Below are 20,445 nucleotides of genomic sequence, written 5' to 3'. Positions count from 1 at the left end.
CAAAAAACGGTGATCATTTACAAAAAATTAAAGAATTATGCTAATTTATAGTAAATGATATTGTTAATGGCCTCAATACTGTATATAATACGTTATGGAAATCATTAACTTTCTCTACAAAAGGTGCATCTTCTTCCTCCATAGAATTACGCATGTAGAGTTTTATATGAGGAGGTGTCCAGCATCACAAGCAATGCCTAATTTGAGCCTCATAAATGTCTATATTCGTTTCTGCCTCTACACTACTTCGTCGCAATTTGTCAGGAACAGGTTTTGCCCGTAATCCAACTTAGATCCCCATCACAGTTTACGATTTTTCAACAATAACCTTGATAGCCACGATCATGACGAGCAATTATAACTTCATATAGCCATGGATCTTATCTCTTCTGCGGATATGATTGTGAACTCTTTTGGAACAGAATCCACTGATGATGTTTCCGGACGCTTACGAATATTTTTCGAATAGGGGAGAGTCAACGTGAACGCGAATCCTAACGAATGGTATCCTTTGACGCAAGCGCAGCGCAGAATCTGGTACACAGAAATGATGCATCCTAATACGTCAGTTACTACCGTTGCTGGAACAATGTACATACGAGGCAAGGTAGACGTTGAGATTTTGAAAATGGCGATATATCAAGTGATCATGCAGCATGATGCCTTCCGAATACGAATCGCAATGACAGACAATCAGCCGAAGCAGCAATTTGCTCCCGTAGAGCAAATCGTCCCTCACGTTGATTACTTAGAGTGGGATAATCAGAATGAAGCTGAGAGCTGGTTACAGCGATTTAATCATATTCCTATCCATATGTTCGACCCAGCGTTATATCACTTTGTCGTATTTAACGTCAATGATGAGGAAGCATGGTTCAATTTGAAAATGAATCATATTGTAACGGATGGAGTCTCTTCTCATCTTATCGTTTATAAAATCATGAAGAATTATACAGCAATATTGAGTGGCAACGCGGACTCGGACGAACAAGAGAGCACTTACCTGGATTACATATTCGCGGAACGAGAGTATGAACAATCTGATCGATACGCGAAAGATAAGGCATATTGGCTGGATAAGTTCAGCACAATGCCAGAAGTGATAGGTATCAAATCTTACCCTCCTCATTCAATCGGCACTGAGGCCAGTCGGACAAGCACCACGGTTAGCGGAGAAATGTACGAGAAGCTTTACCAATTTAGCCAGCAGCACAATATCAGTCTCTTTACTCTATTTCTAGGTTCTTTATACGCATTTCTATATAAGACGACAGGGAACAACGATATTGCTGTCGGTGCCGCTTATGCGAATCGAACTTCCAGGCAAGACAAGGATGCTCTGGGCATGTTCGTAAGCACGGTAGCCGCTCGTTTGACGATTACCCCAGACCAAGATGTACTAACCTTCCTACATAACGTTGCCAAAGAGCAAAAAGCAATTTTGCGACATCAGAAGTATCCTTACAACCAGCTTATTCTTGATTTAAGAGAGCAAAATAATAGTGTTGAGATTCAGGATTTGTACCGTATTTCCATCGACTATATGCCGATACGCTGGTTCAGTCACGGAGAACTAGCCGCCCGCCAACGCAGCAGCTTTTGCGGTCATGAGGTAGACGATTTTGCAGTTCACGTAGAAGATATGATGGATGATAATCAGATCATTTTCAATATCGATTATCGCAAACAGTTGTTCGAAGAGCATGAAGTCATTCGTATCATCGATCAAATGATGACCATCGTTGATCAGATGTTGAGTAATCCGAGCCAGAGCTTGCAGCAGTTGTCCATGATCAGTGATAAGGAAGCTCAGATCATCCTGACACGCTTCAGCAACGGGAATTGGTCAACGCCGCAGCCAGTTGGACGAACGATTCACCAGTTGTTTGAGGAACAGGTCGAACGCACGCCTGATCAGGTTGCTGTCGTGTTCGGAGATCGGCACCTAACCTACAAGGAACTGAACGAACAAGCCAATTGCTTCGCTCGAACATTGCGAGCCCATGGTGTAGCAGCAGAGCAATTCGTAGGCATCATGGCAGACCGCTCGATTGAGATGGTCGTCGGTATACTTGCAATATTGAAGGCGGGTGGAGCCTACGTTCCGATAGATCCTGAATATCCAGAAGAGCGCATTTTATATATGCTGGAAGACTCTAATGCAAGAGTACTCGTATCGCAAAGTCATTTACAGACACGGCTCGGTTACACAGGAACATGGGTATTGCTTGATGATGAGAACGACTATGAAGCAAACCGCGATAACTTGGAGTCGGTCAACGAAGCACATCATTTGGCTTATGTCATCTATACATCCGGTACAACTGGAAAGCCGAAGGGCGTCATGATTGAGCATAAGCAGATTACAGCCTTGGGGGATGCATGGAAGCATGCCTATCAATTAGGCGAACCGGGAATTCGGACGCTGCAATGGGCAAGCTTCTCCTTCGACGTATTTACGGGAGACATGGTGCGAGCGCTGCTGTACGGAGGCGAGCTTATCATCTGCCCAAGCGAAGCGCGAGCTAATCCTGAAGCGATATGCGAGCTAATCGCAAGACATCGCATCCACATATTCGAATCAACCCCAGCCCTCGTTATTCCGTTGATGGATTATGTGCATGAACAAGGGAAGGATGTAAGCAGTCTGCGCCTGCTCGTTGTGGGCTCGGATCATTGCCCGGCTGCGGAATATCGCAAGCTGATGGAACGATTCGGCTCGCAAATGAGAATCCTGAACAGCTATGGCGTGACTGAGGCTTGCGTCGATGCGTGCTATTACGAGAGAAATGGTAGTGTGGATTTCATCACCATGCTTCCGATTGGTAAACCACTGCCTTCGGTATCCATGTACATTCTAGACGAGAACAAGGCGCTTCAGCCAATTGGAATTGTAGGAGAGCTCTACATAGGTGGAGCCGGTGTCGGCAGAGGTTATTTGAACCGTGATGACTTGACAGCAGAAAAATTCGTTGATGACCCCTACTCACAAGGAAAGATGTATCGGACAGGTGATTTGGCAAGATGGCTGCCGGACGGAAACATCGAATACCTTGGAAGGCTCGATCATCAAGTCAAAATTCGGGGTAACCGGATAGAAATAGGGGAAATTGAAACGCGCATGCTGCAAACATCACTCGTGCGGGAAGCCGTTATCGTAGCGCGCGAGGATGAAAATGGACTGAAAGCTCTGTGCGCCTATTATGTTGCCGACAGCGAGATATCCGTACAGCAATTGCGTTCAACCCTAGCAGAACAAGTACCGGATTATATGATTCCGTCTTATTTCATGAAGCTAGAGCGATTGCCGCTTACGCCGAACGGCAAAATCGATCGGAATGGATTGCCTGCACCGTCTGGTCAGGACTATTCCGGCAAGATTTATGTGGAGCCTCGTAACCAAGCGGAACAAACGCTGGCTAGCATCTGGCAAATGGTGCTTGGAGTCAAGCGAGTGGGTATTTTGGATCATTTCTTCGAGCTAGGTGGAGATTCGATCAAGTCCATTCAAGTATCTTCTCGCATGCAGCAAGCTGGATATAAGCTGGATATCCGGGATCTGTTCAAGTATCCGACCATTGAACAAATAATTCCACATCTGGTGGAGGTTCAGCGAAAAGCTGAGCAGGGAGAAGAGAGTGGTGAGGTTGGGCTCACTCCTATATTGCGCTGGTATTTTGATCGAGATGAAGTGAGTCTGCATCATTACAATCAATCCATAATGCTGCATCGCAAGGATGGATTCGATGAAGCGGCACTTCGCAATGCATTGCACAAGATAACGGAACATCATGATGCGCTGCGCATGGTATTCCGCCGCACGGAACAGGGAGAATACGCGGCCTGGAACCGGAGAATCGAAGAAGGCGAGCTTTACCGTCTTGATGTGTTGGATATCAAGGAACGTTCCGCTGGCGTAGAAAGCGAAGAATCTCTTCACAACATGCTCATAGCTGAAGCCGATGTGATTCAGGCGGGGTTCGATATAGAGGCAGGGCCACTTGTAGGCGCAGGATTGTTCCGCTGCCCAGATGGAGATCACCTGCTTATCGTCATTCATCATGCTGTTATTGATGCCGTATCTTGGCGCATTTTGCTCGAGGATCTTGCCGCCGGATACGAACAGGCACTTCAAGGCAGCGAGATTCGTCTCCCTGACAAGACCGACTCCTTCCGGTTATGGTCAAGACAGCTTTCAGCATATGCGCAGCAGTCTAACATGAACGAGGAGCTGAAATATTGGCACCAAGTCGCACAGACGACGATTACTCCACTGCCGACGGATTACGCGGGAATTGCTCTTCAACGAGATAGCGAATCGGTCACGGTTGAATGGAGTGCTATTGAGACCGAACTGCTGTTGAAGCAGGCGCATCGGGCCTATAACACGCAGATGGACGATCTTCTCTTAACGGCACTCGGCATTGCATTCCGGAGATGGTGTGGGCATGGGCGCATCCGAATTAATTTGGAAGGACATGGTCGGGAGTCGATCCTGCCAGATCTTGATATCACACGCACGGTAGGCTGGTTCACGAGTGAGTATCCGCAGCTTCTCGAGGTGGGCTCTGAGGAAGAACTGCCGCGAATCATCAAGTCGGTCAAAGAAGATTTGCGCAGCATTCCGAATAAAGGGATCGGTTACGGCATTTGTCGATATTTATCAGACGCGGGTATGCAGGATGATTGGGGAACAGCACCTGAGGTTAGCTTCAACTACTTGGGGCAGTTCGACCAAGATTTCCAGAACAGCGGGTTTTCTCCATCGCCGTATTCTACAGGCAGCAATATTGGGGGAGATCAGCTAAGACCTTATCTGCTGGACATGAATGGCATGGTCTCGGACGGCAAATTGCAGCTCGACATCAGCTATGGACGGACACAATATCGTGTCGAGACGATTGAGCGATTGGCAAGCTTGATTCGGGACAGCTTACTTGAAATCATCGATCATTGTGTGGCCAAGGAGCGAACAGAGCTCACGCCAAGTGACGTGTCATTGCAGCGCATTAGCATTCAAGAGCTGGAGCAGATCGTTGAACGGACAAGCGGTATCGGTGAAGTAGAGGATATCTATGCATTAACGCCGATGCAGAAGGGAATGTGGTTCCATACAGCAATGGACAGCCAGGCGGGGGCCTATTTCGAGCTTACACGCTTAACGCTTGAGGGAACGCTGAACATCGAAGCCTTCGCCGCAAGCTGGAATGAACTGGCGGCTCGGCATGCTGTATTCCGTACCAACTTCCTCGTCGATTCGAACGGCGAGCCGTTGCAAGTTGTATTTCGGAGCAAGCGCATCAGCGTAAAGTACGAAGATTGGCGTTCTCTGAATCCAAATGAGCAGGCTGTGGCGATTGGGAACGAAGCGGCCAAGGAACGCGCACAAGGCTTTGACCTTGAGAATGGGGATGTCATGCGCGTGTCCGTACTCCAGACGGCAGACGAGGTGTATGAAGTTCTGTGGATCTCCCATCACATCGTCATGGATGGTTGGTGCCTCCCGCTCGTCGCTGCTGAAGTATTCAGTACGTACTCCGCACTGGTGGAAGGCAACAAGCCGATTCTTGCTTCGGTACCTTCCTATAATCAATACATTCAATGGCTGGAGCGGCAGGATGAATCCGCAGCCGCGGCCTATTGGAACAATTATTTGTCTGGATTTGAAGAGACGACAGAACTTCCGCATAGCAAGGGGCGCAGACATTCTGGTCAATATGAAGCAGGTCAGGTTCAGATCGATCTAGGCACAAGCCTGAGCCTCGCTCTCAATCAAGTTGCAACGCAGCATCAAGTGACATTGAATACATTGCTGCAGGCATCATGGGGAATTTTGCTCCAGAAATACAACAGAACTTCAGATATTGTATTCGGCAGCGTTGTATCCGGCAGACCAGCAGAACTAGTCGGAATCGAAGAGATGATTGGTTTGTTCATTAACACGATTCCCGTGCGTGTGAGCAGTCAGGCGCACGAAAGATTTGCAGAAGTAATGACGCGTATGCAAGAAGATGCATTGTCATCTGCCAAGCACGACTACTATCCGTTGTATGAAATCCAAGCACAGTGCACCCTGAAGCAGGATCTCATTACTCACATCATGGTGCTTGAAAACTATCCGATGGAGCAGCAGCTCGATCAATTTAACAGTTCAGACGGCAGTGGACTGAAGCTGACAGACGTTACCGTAACAGAACAGACGAATTATGATCTGAACCTCATCATCATACCTGGCGACAATATCGTCATTCGCTTCGATTTTAATAAACAAGCACTCGAAGAAGCGGATATGAATGTGTTGAAGCAGCATCTGTTGCATGTACTGGAACAAGTTGCATCGAATCCGCGGATATCCATAGGAGAGCTGCAGCTGGCGACGGATGAAGAGCGTGCCGTAATGATGAGCGAATTTAATGATACGTTCGTGGCTTATCCGCGCGAGAAGTCGATCCATCGATTGTTCGAGGAGCGAGCTGAACATGAGCCAGACGCGCTAGCTGTCGTGTCTGGAAATGAACAGATGACCTACGGAGCATTGAATGCCGCAGCCAATCGAATGGCTCGGAGACTCCGGCATGCCGGGGTAACGAGCGGTGAACTGGTTGGCATTTGCGCGGATCGATCGCTGGATATGGTCGTTGGCTTACTGGCAATTATGAAGTCCGGCGGGGCTTATGTACCGATCGACCCGGCTTACCCTCAAGAGCGGATTAGTGCAATGCTCGAAGATACATCCATTACGACGATGGTTACACAGAAGCATCTGTGCAGCTTATGGCCTGAACATCTTAACGTGATCGTGCTGGATGTTAACGAGACAGACGTAAGCAACTTAATGGAAGATATAGAAAGTACAAACCTGTCTATTGATGGGGCTGGAGACGATTTGGCATACATCATCTATACGTCAGGGTCTACGGGAACACCGAAAGGGGTTTGCGTAACGCACCGCGGGGTGGTCAGGCTCGTATGCGGCGCGACGTATGTCGAGATCGACAGCTCGGATGTCTTCTTGCAAGGTTCCACAATCTCGTTCGATGCAGCAACCTTTGAAATATGGGGAAGTCTGCTGAATGGGGCTGCGCTGGCCATCTTGCCTCCTGGCAATGTGTCGCTTACAGATTGGAGCGAAGCGATTCAGCGTCATCGGGTGACGACGTTGTGGATGACAGCTGGTTTGTTCCAGGTCATGGTTGAACAGCAAATCGAGGGCTTCTACGGAGTCAAACAGCTGCTGGTGGGTGGAGATGTTGTATCTCCTACGCACGTGCGCAAAGTGATGGAGAAGCATAACGGTATAAGGGTGATTAATGGCTACGGGCCGACGGAAAATACAACCTTCACCTGCTGCCATACCATTACGGCTGCTGATTTGGATCGAGGCTCGATTCCGATTGGCCGACCGATTGGCAATACGCGAGTGTATGTGCTGGATGAAGCTGGGGACGTTCTTCCCGTTGGCGTATGCGGCGAACTGTATGCGGGCGGAGATGGCTTGGCACGAGGATACTTGAATCGTCCGGAATTGACGGCAGAGAAATTCGTGAATGATCCATTTATCCCAGGCGAACGCTTGTATCGGACAGGCGATTTGGCGAGATGGCTGCCAGATGGTTCGATCGAATTTATCGGGCGCTGCGACGAACAAGTGAAGATTCGCGGTTACCGGATTGAACCAGGTGAGGTATTAGCCTATCTTCTGCGGGTCGATGAAGTAGGAGAGGCGGCTGTAATCGCGCGGGAGGATTCGAGTGGACAGAAGGAGCTATGCGCCTATTTCACAGCGGAAGTTGAGCTATCGGCTAGTGGACTAAGGGAGACACTGGCTCGTGAACTGCCAGCTTACATGATCCCGTCGCATTTTATTCAGATTGAAGAACTTCCTTTGACACCTAACGGCAAGGTGGATCGCAGAGCCCTGCCTCAACCAGGGGAAGGAATGCGTTTGAATATGCAAATCCAGCCGCGCACGGAACTGGAAGCTAAGCTCGCACTCATCTGGAAGGATGTGCTTGGTCTCGAGAACGTAGGCGTTACAGATTCATTCTTTGAACTGGGCGGCCATTCCTTGCGCGCGACGACCCTCGTCAGCAAGGTGCATCGGGAGTTGAGTGTTGTGCTGCCACTGCAGGATGTATTCCGCTACCCGACGATTGAACAAATGTCTCTCGCCATACAGGGGATGCAGAAGGAAAGCTTTGCATCCATACCTCGGGTGGAAGACCGAGAGTGGTACCCGGTATCTTCCGCGCAGAAGCGGCTGTTCGTTCTTCATCAGATGGAGGGCGCAGAACTGTCCTACAATATGCCGGGCGTCATGGCGATTGAAGGCAAGCTCCATCGCGATCGCTTGGAGGCGGCATTCCGCAGCTTGATAGCAAGACATGAAGTGCTGCGTACCGGGTTCGAAATGCACAACGGGGAACCCATGCAGCGAATTTACAGCGATGTAGAATTTACTGTCGAGCATTGGACAGTTGGAGCTTCCTCGGAAGCGGAGTCAGTCATTCGCTCGTTCGTACGGGCGTTCCAATTGAATAAGCCACCGCTGCTTCGGGTCGGACTGATCGAAGTGGATGCGGATCGGCACCTGTTGCTGTTCGATATGCATCATATCATTTCGGACGGGGCATCCATGGGCATTTTGCTGGATGAATTCGTTGCACTGTATAGCGGCGAGGAATTGCCTGAATTGCGTCTTCAGTACAAGGATTATGCTTCGTGGCAGCATTCGGAAGCATACTTGTCCAAGATGGAAGAACAGAAGGCGTATTGGCTGGAGTCATTGCGAGGCGAGCTTCCGGTTCTGCAGCTTCCAGTGGATTACACTCGGCCTGCATTCCGCAGCTTTGCAGGAAGCACACTGGAATTCATTGTTCCTGCCGACAAGGCGGATCAGCTTAAGCAGCTTGGAGCGGGTTCGGATGCCACGATGTACATGGTGCTGCTGGCGTTGTATACGGCCTTGCTTCACAAGTATACCGGACAAGAAGACGTCATCGTGGGGATGCCGATAGCCGGTAGAACGCATGCAGACATCGAGCCGCTTATCGGTATGTTCGTCAACACACTTCCACTCCGCCATTATCCGGCTGGAGAGAAGACGTTCCGCTCCTTCCTAGGGGAGGTTCGGCAATCCACATTACAAGCATATGAACACCAGGAATATCCGTTCGAGGAGCTTGTTGATCATATTCAACCGACAAGAGATGTAAGCCGTAATCCAATATTCGATACTGTGCTCGTCCTGCAAAATACAGAAAAAGGCGCATGGTCCATCGATGGACTTGCCGTGACGCCGAATCCGATTGAGCATGCCGTTGCTAAGTTCGACCTTACACTTCATGTCGAAGAAGATGTCGATGGCCTGGCGTGCAGCATTGAATATGCAACCGCCTTGTACAATCGAGAAACGATTGAACGGCTGGCATGCCATTTCAATCAATTGCTGGAAGCAGTCATAAGCAATCCCGATGCTCGGTTGGAGCAGCTTGGCATCATAACGGAGACAGAGAAGCAGCAATTGTTGGAACAGTTCAACGATACGTCAGCGGATTATCCGCGTGATAAGACGATTCACCGACTGTTCGAGGAACAGGTCGAAAGAACGCCTGATGCGATTGCTGTAACGGGAACAGACGGACTCTTGACTTACCAGGAGCTGAATGAACGGGCTAACAGCTTGGCGTGGGTACTGCGTGCAGAAGGCATCGGGGCAGACAAGCTGGTAGGCATCATGGCCGTGCGTACGACTGATATGCTTGTGGGGCTAATCGCCATACTCAAGGCGGGAGGAGCTTACGTACCAATCGATCCCGAATATCCAGACGAGCGCATCAGTTATATGCTGAGCGATTCCGGGGCAGATATTTTGCTATTGCCTCGACATCTGCGGGATCAAGTCGCCTATGAGGGCACCGTGTTGTTCCTTGATGACGAGCAGACATACAGCGGGGACAAGTCCAACCCGCCATCAGTCAACAAACCTTCCGATCTGGCTTATGTCATCTATACATCGGGAACGACTGGCAAGCCGAAGGGTACATTGATTGAACATAAGAACGTCGTGCGGCTGTTGTTCAACAGCAGAAATCTGTTCGACTTCCGTTCAACCGATACATGGACGCTGTTCCACTCCTTCTGCTTCGACTTCTCGGTATGGGAAATGTACGGCGCTTTACTATACGGAGGGAAATTGGTGGTTGTACCGCAGCTGACAGCCAAAAACCCTGCGATGTTCCTGCAGCTGCTGGCTGAAGAGCGGGTAACGATTTTGAATCAGACTCCGACCTATTTCTATCAATTAATAAGGGAAGCACTTACGGATGGAAGCCCAGAATTGAACATTCGAATGGTGATCTTCGGCGGAGAAGCGCTGAGTCCGCAGCTGCTTAAGGACTGGAGAGCGAAATATCCGCGCACGCAATTGATCAATATGTATGGGATTACCGAGACTACGGTTCATGTCACGTACAAAGAGATCACGGAAACCGAGATTGAGCAGGCAAGAAGCAATATCGGATTCCCAATTCCGACCTTGCGCATTTATATTCTGGATGCGAATCGACAATGCGTGCCAATAGGCGTGGCTGGGGAAATGTTCGTCGCAGGAGAAGGGCTTGCACGCGGATATTTGAATCGCCCTGAGTTGACCGCGGACAGATTCTGTGACAATCCATTCGAACCGGGCAGCAAGATGTACAAGACAGGCGACTTGGCGAAGTGGTTGCCAGACGGCAACATTGAATACCTAGGCCGGATTGATCATCAAGTAAAAATTCGCGGGTATCGGATCGAGCTAGGCGAGGTAGAAGCCCAAGTAACGAAGGTAGAATCGGTTCGTGAAGCCGTTGTTGTTGCACGAGAGGAGAATGGCGAAAAGCTGCTGTGTGCTTATTTCGTGGCGGATCGGCAACTGACCGTAGGGGAAATGAGAGCCGAATTGGCGCAGGAGCTGCCAGCTTACATGATTCCATCCTACTTCGTGCAGATGGAGCGGATGCCGCTTACCTCCAACGGGAAGGTTGACCGCAAGGCGCTGCCTGCACCGGAAGGCAGCATCAACACGGGCAAGGAATACGTAGCGCCGCGTACACCAATGGAAGCTAGCTTAGCCCGCATGTGGGAGGAACTGCTTGGAATTGAGCAGGTCGGCGTGACAGACAATTTCTTCGAGCTAGGCGGACATTCCTTAAGAGCAACTGCGCTGGTTAACAGGGTGCACCAAGAGATGAATATCCAGTTGCCGCTGCGCGATGTGTTCCGCTTCTCTACGATAGAAGAACTGGCAGCTGCCATGTCCGAGATGGCGGAGGAATCCTATTCTTCGATACCAGTTGCTGAGGTTCAGGATCATTATCCGGTATCTTCCGCTCAGAAGCGGCTGTACATCCTTCACCAGCTTGAAGGGGCAGAGCAGGGCTATAACATGCCTGGTATCATGCTGCTCGAAGGCGAGTTGGATCGAAGCAGGTTCGAGGCTGCATTCCGCAAATTGATTGCGCGTCACGATATTTTGCGTACCGGCTTCGAGCTTGTGCAGGGAGAGGCTGTACAGCGAATACACGATACTGTGGATTTCGCGATTGAATATCGGAAAGTCGAAAAACAAGAGGTTCAGCAGCAAGTAAAACAGTTCATCCGCACATTCGAGCTTGATAAGCCGCCGCTGCTTCGTGTCGGGTTGATCGAGATTGCGGAGACGAAGGAACAGCATGTGCTTCTGTTCGATATGCATCATATTATTTCCGACGGCGTATCGATCGGTATCGTGCTGCAGGAAATCATGCGGCACTATCACGGGGGACAGGTATCGCCGCTTCATATTCAATACAAGGATTATGCGGCATGGCAGCAATCAGAAGCCCAGAAAGAACAGTTGAGGCATCAGCAAGCATATTGGCTTGACCAATTCCAAGGTGAATTGCCGATATTGGAGCTGCCAACAGACTATGCTCGTCCGGCCATGCAACAATACGGCGGTCTCACGCTGCCATTTAGGATCGATAAGGACGTGGCAGATGGTTTGAACCGAATTGCCGCTGACACCGGAACGACATTGTACATGGTTCTCCTAGCTGCTTATACCGTCATGCTGCACAAGTATACGGGCCAAGAAGACATCGTGGTCGGAACACCGATTGCCGGCAGAACACATGAAGAACTTCAACCGTTAATTGGCATGTTCGTCAATACGCTTGCCATTCGTGCTTATCCGGAAGGTGCTAAGGCATTCCGTTCATATCTGGATGAGATTAGAAGCACAATGCTGGGGGCTTACGAGCATCAACAGTATCCGTTTGAGGAATTGGTGGAAGGTCTGCAGTTGACTAGGGACTTAAGCCGCAATCCGCTGTTTGACACCATGTTCGCCCTAGACAATACGGACATGATGGCTGATTCCCTGGGCGAGCTTCAAATGAAGCCATATCCGCTGGAATACACAATATCGAAGTTCGATGTGAGCTTGGATGTGAAGGCAGATGAGGCGGGGCTGGATTGCAGCTTCGAGTATGCGACTTCCTTGTTCAAATCAGAGACGATCCACCGCATGGCAGAGCATTTCAACCAATTGTTGAAGAACATCGTCAATCACCCGGATGCGCAACTGGGCGAACTAGGGATGCTTACCATGCACGAGTGCGACGAGATCTTGCAGGTGTTCAATCCAACTCGCTCATTGAAAGCTCCTGACGGAACGATTCATCGATTGTTCGAAGAACAGGCAGAACGGACACCGGAGCAACCTGCAGTCGTATTCGGGAATAAGCGCATGACTTACCGCGAGTTGAACGAACGGGCGAATAAGCTTGCGAGAACATTGCGGGCAGAAGGTGTGGAGCCAGATGACTTAATTGGCGTTATGGCCGATCGCTCGATTGATATGGTCGTGGCAGTTATGGCCGTCTTGAAGTCAGGCGGAGCTTATGTCCCGATTGATCCGGAATATCCGGAGGATCGCATTCGCTACATGCTGGAAGATGCGAAGGCAAGTATACTTCTGACGCAGTGTCATTTACAAGATAAAGTGACCTTCGAGGGAACGTGGGTGCTGCTGGAAGACGAAGCTTCCTATCATGAGGACGATACGAACCTGGAGCCGAACTGCGAGCCAGACCATCTCTGTTATGTCATCTATACATCGGGTACAACCGGCAATCCGAAGGGAGTTATGATCGAGCATCGTCAGCTTGCTGCGATGGCAGAGGCTTGGAAGGCCGAGTATGAATTGCATGAGCCGGGCATTCGCTGGCTGCAATGGGCGAGCTTCTCGTTCGACGTATTCTCAGGTGATCTCGCTCGCACACTGTTGCATGGAGGAGAGCTTGTACTCTGCCCGAGCGATACAAGAGCGAACCCAGGTGCATTAGCAGAGCTTCTTCGCAGCAGCGGCATTCAGATGTTCGAATCGACACCTGCTCTCGTCATTCCGCTTATGGAGCATGTGTATGAGCATGGCCTGGACATCGACAGCCTGAGATTATTAATTATTGGCTCCGATCTGTGTCCTGCAGATGAATTCCGCAAGCTGCGCGATCGCTTCAGTTCACACATGCGCATTATTAACAGCTATGGCGTCACGGAAGCTTGCGTTGATTCGAGCTACTATGAGCCGATTTCATCAGATTCAGTACGCTCTGTGCCAATCGGTAAGCCGCTTCCTTACGTATCGATGTACATTCTCGGTGAGAACTTGTCGCTTCAGCCTGTTGGTCTGGCTGGAGAGCTGTATATCGCAGGCGCCGGAGTCGGACGCGGATACTGGAATAGGCCAGAAATGACAGCAGACAAATTCGTGCGCGATCCGTTCGCTGACGGTCAACGCATGTATCGTACAGGGGATTTGGCGAAATGGCTGCCGGACGGCAACATTGAATTAATCGGGCGCACCGATCATCAGGTGAAAATTCGCGGCTACCGCATCGAAATCGGAGAGGTCGAATCGAAGCTGCAGCAAACGCCGCATATCCGCGAAGCAGCCGTCGTCGCGCAGGAAGATGGGGGAGGGCGGAAGGTACTGTGTGCTTATTACACATCCGATCGTGAGCTGACGGCAGGTGAATGGAGATCTGCATTGGCGAAGGAATTGCCGGCCTACATGATACCGTCGCACTTTATGAGGCTTGAGCGGATGCCGCTTACGCCTAACGGCAAGCTGGATCGCAAGGGACTTCCAGCACCGGAAGGCGCGGCGTATACGGGGACGGAATATGAAGCTCCACGCACGGATGCAGAGATTGCGCTGGCTGCCGCATGGCAGAGTGTCTTGCATGTGGAGCGGGTTGGAACGAATGATCATTTCTTCGAACTGGGTGGAGATTCGATCAAATCGATTCAAGTGTCATCGCGTCTGCATCAGGCTGGATACAAGTTGGAAATACGCGACCTGTTCAAATACCCGACGATAGCGCAATTGAGTCTGCAGCTTCAGCCGATCGGCAGGATAGCCGATCAAGGCGAGGTGTCTGGCGAGGCTGAGCTGACGCCAATCCAACGCTGGTATTTCGGACTGGATCTAGATGACATGCATCATTATAACCAGTCGTTCATGCTGTATCGGCAGGACGGATTTAATGAGGAGGCTCTGCGCAAGACTTTACGAACCATCGTGGAGCATCATGATGCGCTGCGAATGGTATTCCGTAAATCAGACGCTGGGGTTACGGCTTGGAATCGGGCAATTGAAGAGGGGGAGCTGTTCGACTTCCTTGCCTTCGATATCGCAAACAGTGGAAATGCTGAACAGGTTATCGAAGCGAAAGCGAACGACATACAGGCTAGCATCGATTTGCAAGGCGGGCCGCTTGTGAAGGCTGGATTGTTCCGCTGCGAGCAAGGCCATCATCTGCTCATCGTGATCCACCATGCTGTCATGGATGGAGTATCATGGCGCATCCTGCTGGAGGATATCGCGACAGGCTATGAGCAAGCGTGCAAGGGTGACGACATCCGCTTGCCTTCGAAGACCGATTCTTATGCTACGTGGTCACGGAGTTTGGTCGAATATGCTGCACACACGGATTTGGGTCATGAGCGCAGCTATTGGAGACACGTCTTGAACGCTGGAGCGAATCCGCTGCCGAAGGACTTTGACACAGAATCAAGTCTGCAGCAGGACAGTAATTCCGTCACCGTAGCTTGGAATCAACAGGATACGGAGCATTTACTGAAGCGGGTGCACCGAGCCTATAACACCGATATGAATGAGATCTTGCTGGCCGCTCTCGCGATAGCCATACAGAAATGGAGTGGGCACAATCAAATTCTCGTCAACCTAGAGGGTCATGGACGTGAGCCAATCGTAGGCGAATTAGATATTTCACGGACAGTCGGCTGGTTCACAAGCGAATATCCGGTTCTGCTGCAAGCGGAGCGAGATCGAGGTTTGGCGTACCACATCAAGAGAGCGAAGGAAGAATTGCGGCAGATTCCGAACAAGGGAATCGGTTACGGCATATGCCGCTACTTGTCTGAGCCGCAAGATAACTTGGAATGGGGAGCTGCCCCAGAGATTAGCTTCAACTACTTGGGACAATTCGATCAAGACTCGATGGGAAGCGGTATGATGTTGTCTCCATATTCGAAAGGTTCCGATGGAAGCGCCTTGCATACACGTCAATATGTCCTCGACATCAATGGCGCCATAACTGACGGCATATTGACCTTGGATATGAGCTACAGCGAGAAAGAGTACCGCAAGGAGACGATGGAACTGCTGGCAGGCCATTTCCACGAGAGTCTGCTTGAGATCATCGACCACTGTGTCTCACGTGAGAAGACAGAATTGACACCGAGTGATCTCCTGCTGCAAGGACTGAGTATCGAACAGCTGGAGCAGATTGTTGTAGAGACGAAAGAGCTTGGCATCATCGAAAATATGTACATGCTGACCCCGATGCAGAAGGGGATGTGGTTCCATAACGCTCTCGATGGTCAAGAAGGCGCATCGGGTGCTTATTTCGAACAAACCCGATTTACGCTGCGAGGTGAGCTTGATCCTGCCCTGTTTGCCCAGAGCCTGCACGAGCTGGCTGCCCGGCATTCCGTGCTGCGGACGAACTTCTGCAGCTTGGACGGGGAACCGGTACAGGTGGTGTTCCGGGAAGGACGAATTACATTCACGTACGAGGATCTGAGCCAATTGCCAGCTGATGAGCAAGCAGTTGTGATGGAACGTGTTGTCGCGAGCGACAAGCTGCAAGGGTTCGATCTGGAACGCGATCCGCTTGTTCGCGTCACATTGATGCGTACGGAGGCATCTAGCTGCCATGTACTGTGGAGTTCTCATCATATTCTGATGGATGGCTGGTGCTTGCCGCAGTTGACGGACGAGTTGTTCCGCATATACTCAGCTGTCACGAATCATGCAGCCGGAACTACTGAAGCTACTGGAACGGTCGGAATTCCCGGATCTGCCGAATCCATGCGGAACAAAGAGGCCAACCTGCCTGACTATAGCCGATATATCGAATGGCTGGCAGAGCAGGACATGAGTGCGGCGGCAGAATATTGGAACGGGTACTTGGCGGGCTACGAGCAGCAGACTCGATTGCCAAATGGGAAGATCACAGGCAAGGATAAGCCATATGTGCTGGAACAAGCGTCCCGCAAGCTCGGAATTGATCTTACTTCCCGTATGATTCGGATTGCCAAGCAGCATCAAGTTACGTTAAATACGCTGCTGCAAGCCGCTTGGGGGATCGTGCTTCAGAAGTATAACGGGACGCAAGATGTGGTGTTCGGCGGAGTCGTATCGGGTCGACCTGCTGATGTTCCGGGTGTCGAATCGATGATTGGACTATTCATTAACACGATTCCGGTTCGTGTAAGCTGCGAAGCCGGCGCAAGCTTCTCAGACGTGATGGAGCAGCTGCAAAATGCGGCACTCGAATCTGGGCGATATGATTATTATCCGCTCTATGAGATTCAATCGAGAACGTCACAGAAGTCGGAACTAATCAGCCACATCATGGTGTTTGAGAACTATCCATTGGACGAACGAATGGAGCAAACCGGAGACGGTAACGACGGAGCTCTCGCTTTAACCGATGTTCAAGCAGCTGAACAGACCAATTATGATTTCAATCTAATGGTCGTGCCGGGTGATGAACTTATCATTCGCTTTGATTTCAACTCGGAAGTGTATGATCGCGGTCATATGGAACGGCTGCATCATCATCTGATGCATGTACTGGAGCAAGTAACAGGCAATCCTGCAATCTCCATTGCTGAAGTGCAGCTCGCTACCGAAGCGGAGAAGGCAGAAGTCCAATCTGCATTCAATGACACAGCTGTCGACTACCCTCGCGAACAGACGATTCATCGGATGTTCGAAGAGCAGGTGCAGTGGACGCCGGATGCTGCAGCAGTGCTGTATGGGGATGACGTCATAACCTACCGAGAGCTGAACGAACGTGCGAACCGGCTGGCAAGGACGCTGCGTGCGGCAGGGGTTGAACCCGATCAGATTGTCGGTATTATGGCAGAGCGTTCTCTGGAGCTAATGGTTGGCATTATGGGGATTCTGAAGGCAGGAGGCGCCTATGTGCCTATCGCACCGGATTATCCAGAGGATCGCATTCGATATATGCTGGACGATTCCAAGGCTCAGGTGCTGCTTGTTCAAGGAAGCGCGGGAGAAGCGGTTGACTTCGCGGGCCGCATCATCAATCTGGATGATGCAGAAGCATACGATGAGGACGGTTCGAATCCTGAGCCAGTCAACAAGCCGACCGATATCGCCTACATCATCTATACGTCGGGAACGACCGGACGTCCAAAAGGGGTTATGGTCGAGCATACTTCGGTCATCAACCGCTTGCTGTGGATGCAGAAGCGCTATCCGATAGGATCGGAAGATACGATTATGCAGAAGACGGCGATCACGTTTGACGTATCGGTCTGGGAGCTGTTCTGGTGGGCATTTGTCGGCTCGAAGGTGCTTATGCTTTCAGTCGGTGGGGAGAAGAACCCACATGCGATTGTGGATGCGATTGAGCGTCACCGAATAACGACGATGCACTTCGTTCCATCCATGCTGCACGCGTTCCTTGAGCATGTGGAGCAAATGACAGATGCAGAGCGTGAGCGCGGTCTCGCACCGCTGCGGCAGGTGTTCACGAGTGGCGAGGCACTGCTTGCCTCACAGGTCGAGCGGTTCCACCGTTATATTGCACCTGCAAGCGGAGCGCAGCTTATTAATCTATACGGGCCGACTGAGGCGACGGTGGACGTAACGTACTTCGACTGCGAGCCAGGCCAGACTTATGTAAGTGTGCCGATTGGCAAGCCAATTGACAATACGAGCATTTATATCGTGAATGAGCATAATCAAGTGCAGCCGATCGGCGTTGCTGGTGAACTGTGCATCGCGGGAGTAGGGTTGGCGCGCGGTTACTGGAACCGTCCAGATCTGACAGCAGAGAAATTCGTTACAATTCCTTCCGTCGGCGAACGGATGTATCGAACCGGAGACTTGGCACGGTGGCTGCCTGACGGCAATATCGAATACTTGGGCCGAATCGACCATCAAGTGAAAATCCGCGGATATCGGATTGAATTGGGCGAGCTGGAAACTGCTCTGCTGAATGTCCAAGAAATTCGGGAGACGGTTGTAGTTGCGCGAGAAGAGGAAGACGGACAGAAATCACTCTGCGCCTATTATGTCGCAGATGGCGATCCAACGGTAGGTAACCTTAGAGCGGCGCTTGCTGCTGAACTGCCAAGCTACATGATTCCATCGTACTTCATTCAGCTGGAGCAGATGCCGCTGGCGCCGAACGGCAAGCTTGATCGTAAAGCGCTCCCTGCTCCGAAGAACGTGATTCGGACGGGAACTGATCACGCCGCACCACGAACAGCATTGGAAGTGAAGCTCGTTCGCATATGGCAGGAAGTACTCGGTCTCGATCAAATCGGAGTGAAGGACGACTTCTTCGAATTGGGAGGGCACTCCTTGCGCGCAACTGCGTTGGCAAGCAAGGTAAGCAAGGAAATGCACGTTGCTCTTCCGCTGCGGGATATTTTCCACTATTCGACGCTGGAAGCGATGGCGCAGGCGATCGGCGAATTGGAGAAGCAGGAGCACCGAGCGATTCCTATCGCGTCAATGGCCGAGCATTATCCATTGGCTTCAGCCCAGAAGCGGTTATACATTCTGCACCAGGCTGAAGGAGCGCAGCAGAGCTACAACATGCCGGGGGCGATGTCCGTCAGTGGACACATCGATCGAAATCGACTGGAAGCGGCGCTTCTGCAATTGATTACACGCCATGACACACTGCGCACAAGCTTCGAAATGGTTGATGGTGAGCCTGTACAGCGCGTACACCAGCACGTTGATTTCGCGTTAGAGTATTCGACTGCGAGAGAGAAGGATATCGATCAGGTTGCCGAGCAGTTTGTCCGCGATTTTGATCTGGAGCAGCCTCCACTACTGAGAGTCGGACTTGTCCAACTTGAGCAAGAAGAACAACATCTATTGCTGTTCGATATGCATCACATCATTTCGGACGGGATCTCTATGGACATATTGGTTGATGAGCTTGCTCGCTTGTACAACGGGGAGGAACTTCCTCCACTTGAAATCCAGTACAAAGATTATGTGCTGTGGCAGCAAGCAGAAGCAAGCAGCGAGCAGATGAAGGAACATGAAGAATACTGGCTGCGGACATTGGGCAATGAACTTCCGTTACTGGAGCTGCCGACCGAATTTGCAAGAGGCGAACAGCGCAGCTATGAAGGAGATAAGCTGCACTTTGCGATTGATGGGCAGTTGAACGAGAAGCTGCAGCGCTTGGCATCCCAATCGGGAGCAACCCTATATATGGTGCTGCTGGCGGCTTATACGACCTTGCTTCATAAATATTCAGGACAAAATGACCTGGTTGTGGGTACCCCAATTGCGGGCAGAACCCATGTAGATGTAGAACCGCTAATTGGGATGTTCGTCAATTCGCTTGCGATTCGCAATTACCCAAATAATGACAAGACGTTCCGCAGTTATTTAGAGGAAGTGAAGGAATCGACGCTGAGCGCCTTCGAGCATCAGGATTATCCGTTCGATAAGCTGGTGGAGCAGTTAGAGGATGCTTGGGTTCCAGGCCGTAATCCGGTATTCGACACAATGTTCGTCCTGCAGAACGCAAAAGCGCGCACGATCAACCTGGGAGAATTGGCCTTCGAGCCTCTAATTCCATCACACACGGTTGCGAAATTCGATTTAACCTTGGAAATGGCTATCGAAGACGGCATGCTGAGCGGGCAGTTTGAATATTGCACAAAGCTGTTTTCCGCCAACATGATTGCGAATTTCGCAGAAGACTTCTTGGAAATTCTATCTCAAGCTTGCGAGCAGCCTGACATCCGCTTGGAGGATATTCAACTGAGCGGCAGTGCTTATCAAGAGGAAGAATTGGAAGAAGAAATTGACTTTGCATTCTAAAT

1 protein-coding gene is annotated in these 20,445 nt (G+C 50.6%); it reads left to right on the top strand.

Features of this window, described 5'->3' with window-relative positions; translation table 11 throughout:
• Window positions 1-481 precede the first annotated feature (481 nt).
• Window positions 482-20,443: a non-ribosomal peptide synthase/polyketide synthase gene (locus tag RQP50_RS08680; RefSeq protein WP_315744832.1), complete on the top strand. Its 19,962-nt coding sequence runs from the start codon at window positions 482-484 to the stop codon at window positions 20,441-20,443.
• Window positions 20,444-20,445 lie beyond the last annotated feature (2 nt).

Source organism: Paenibacillus suaedae (assembly GCF_032337355.1).
GTDB classification, from domain to species: Bacteria; Bacillota; Bacilli; order Paenibacillales; family Paenibacillaceae; genus Paenibacillus_B; species Paenibacillus_B suaedae.
This window is presented reverse-complemented; position numbering and strand designations above follow the sequence as displayed.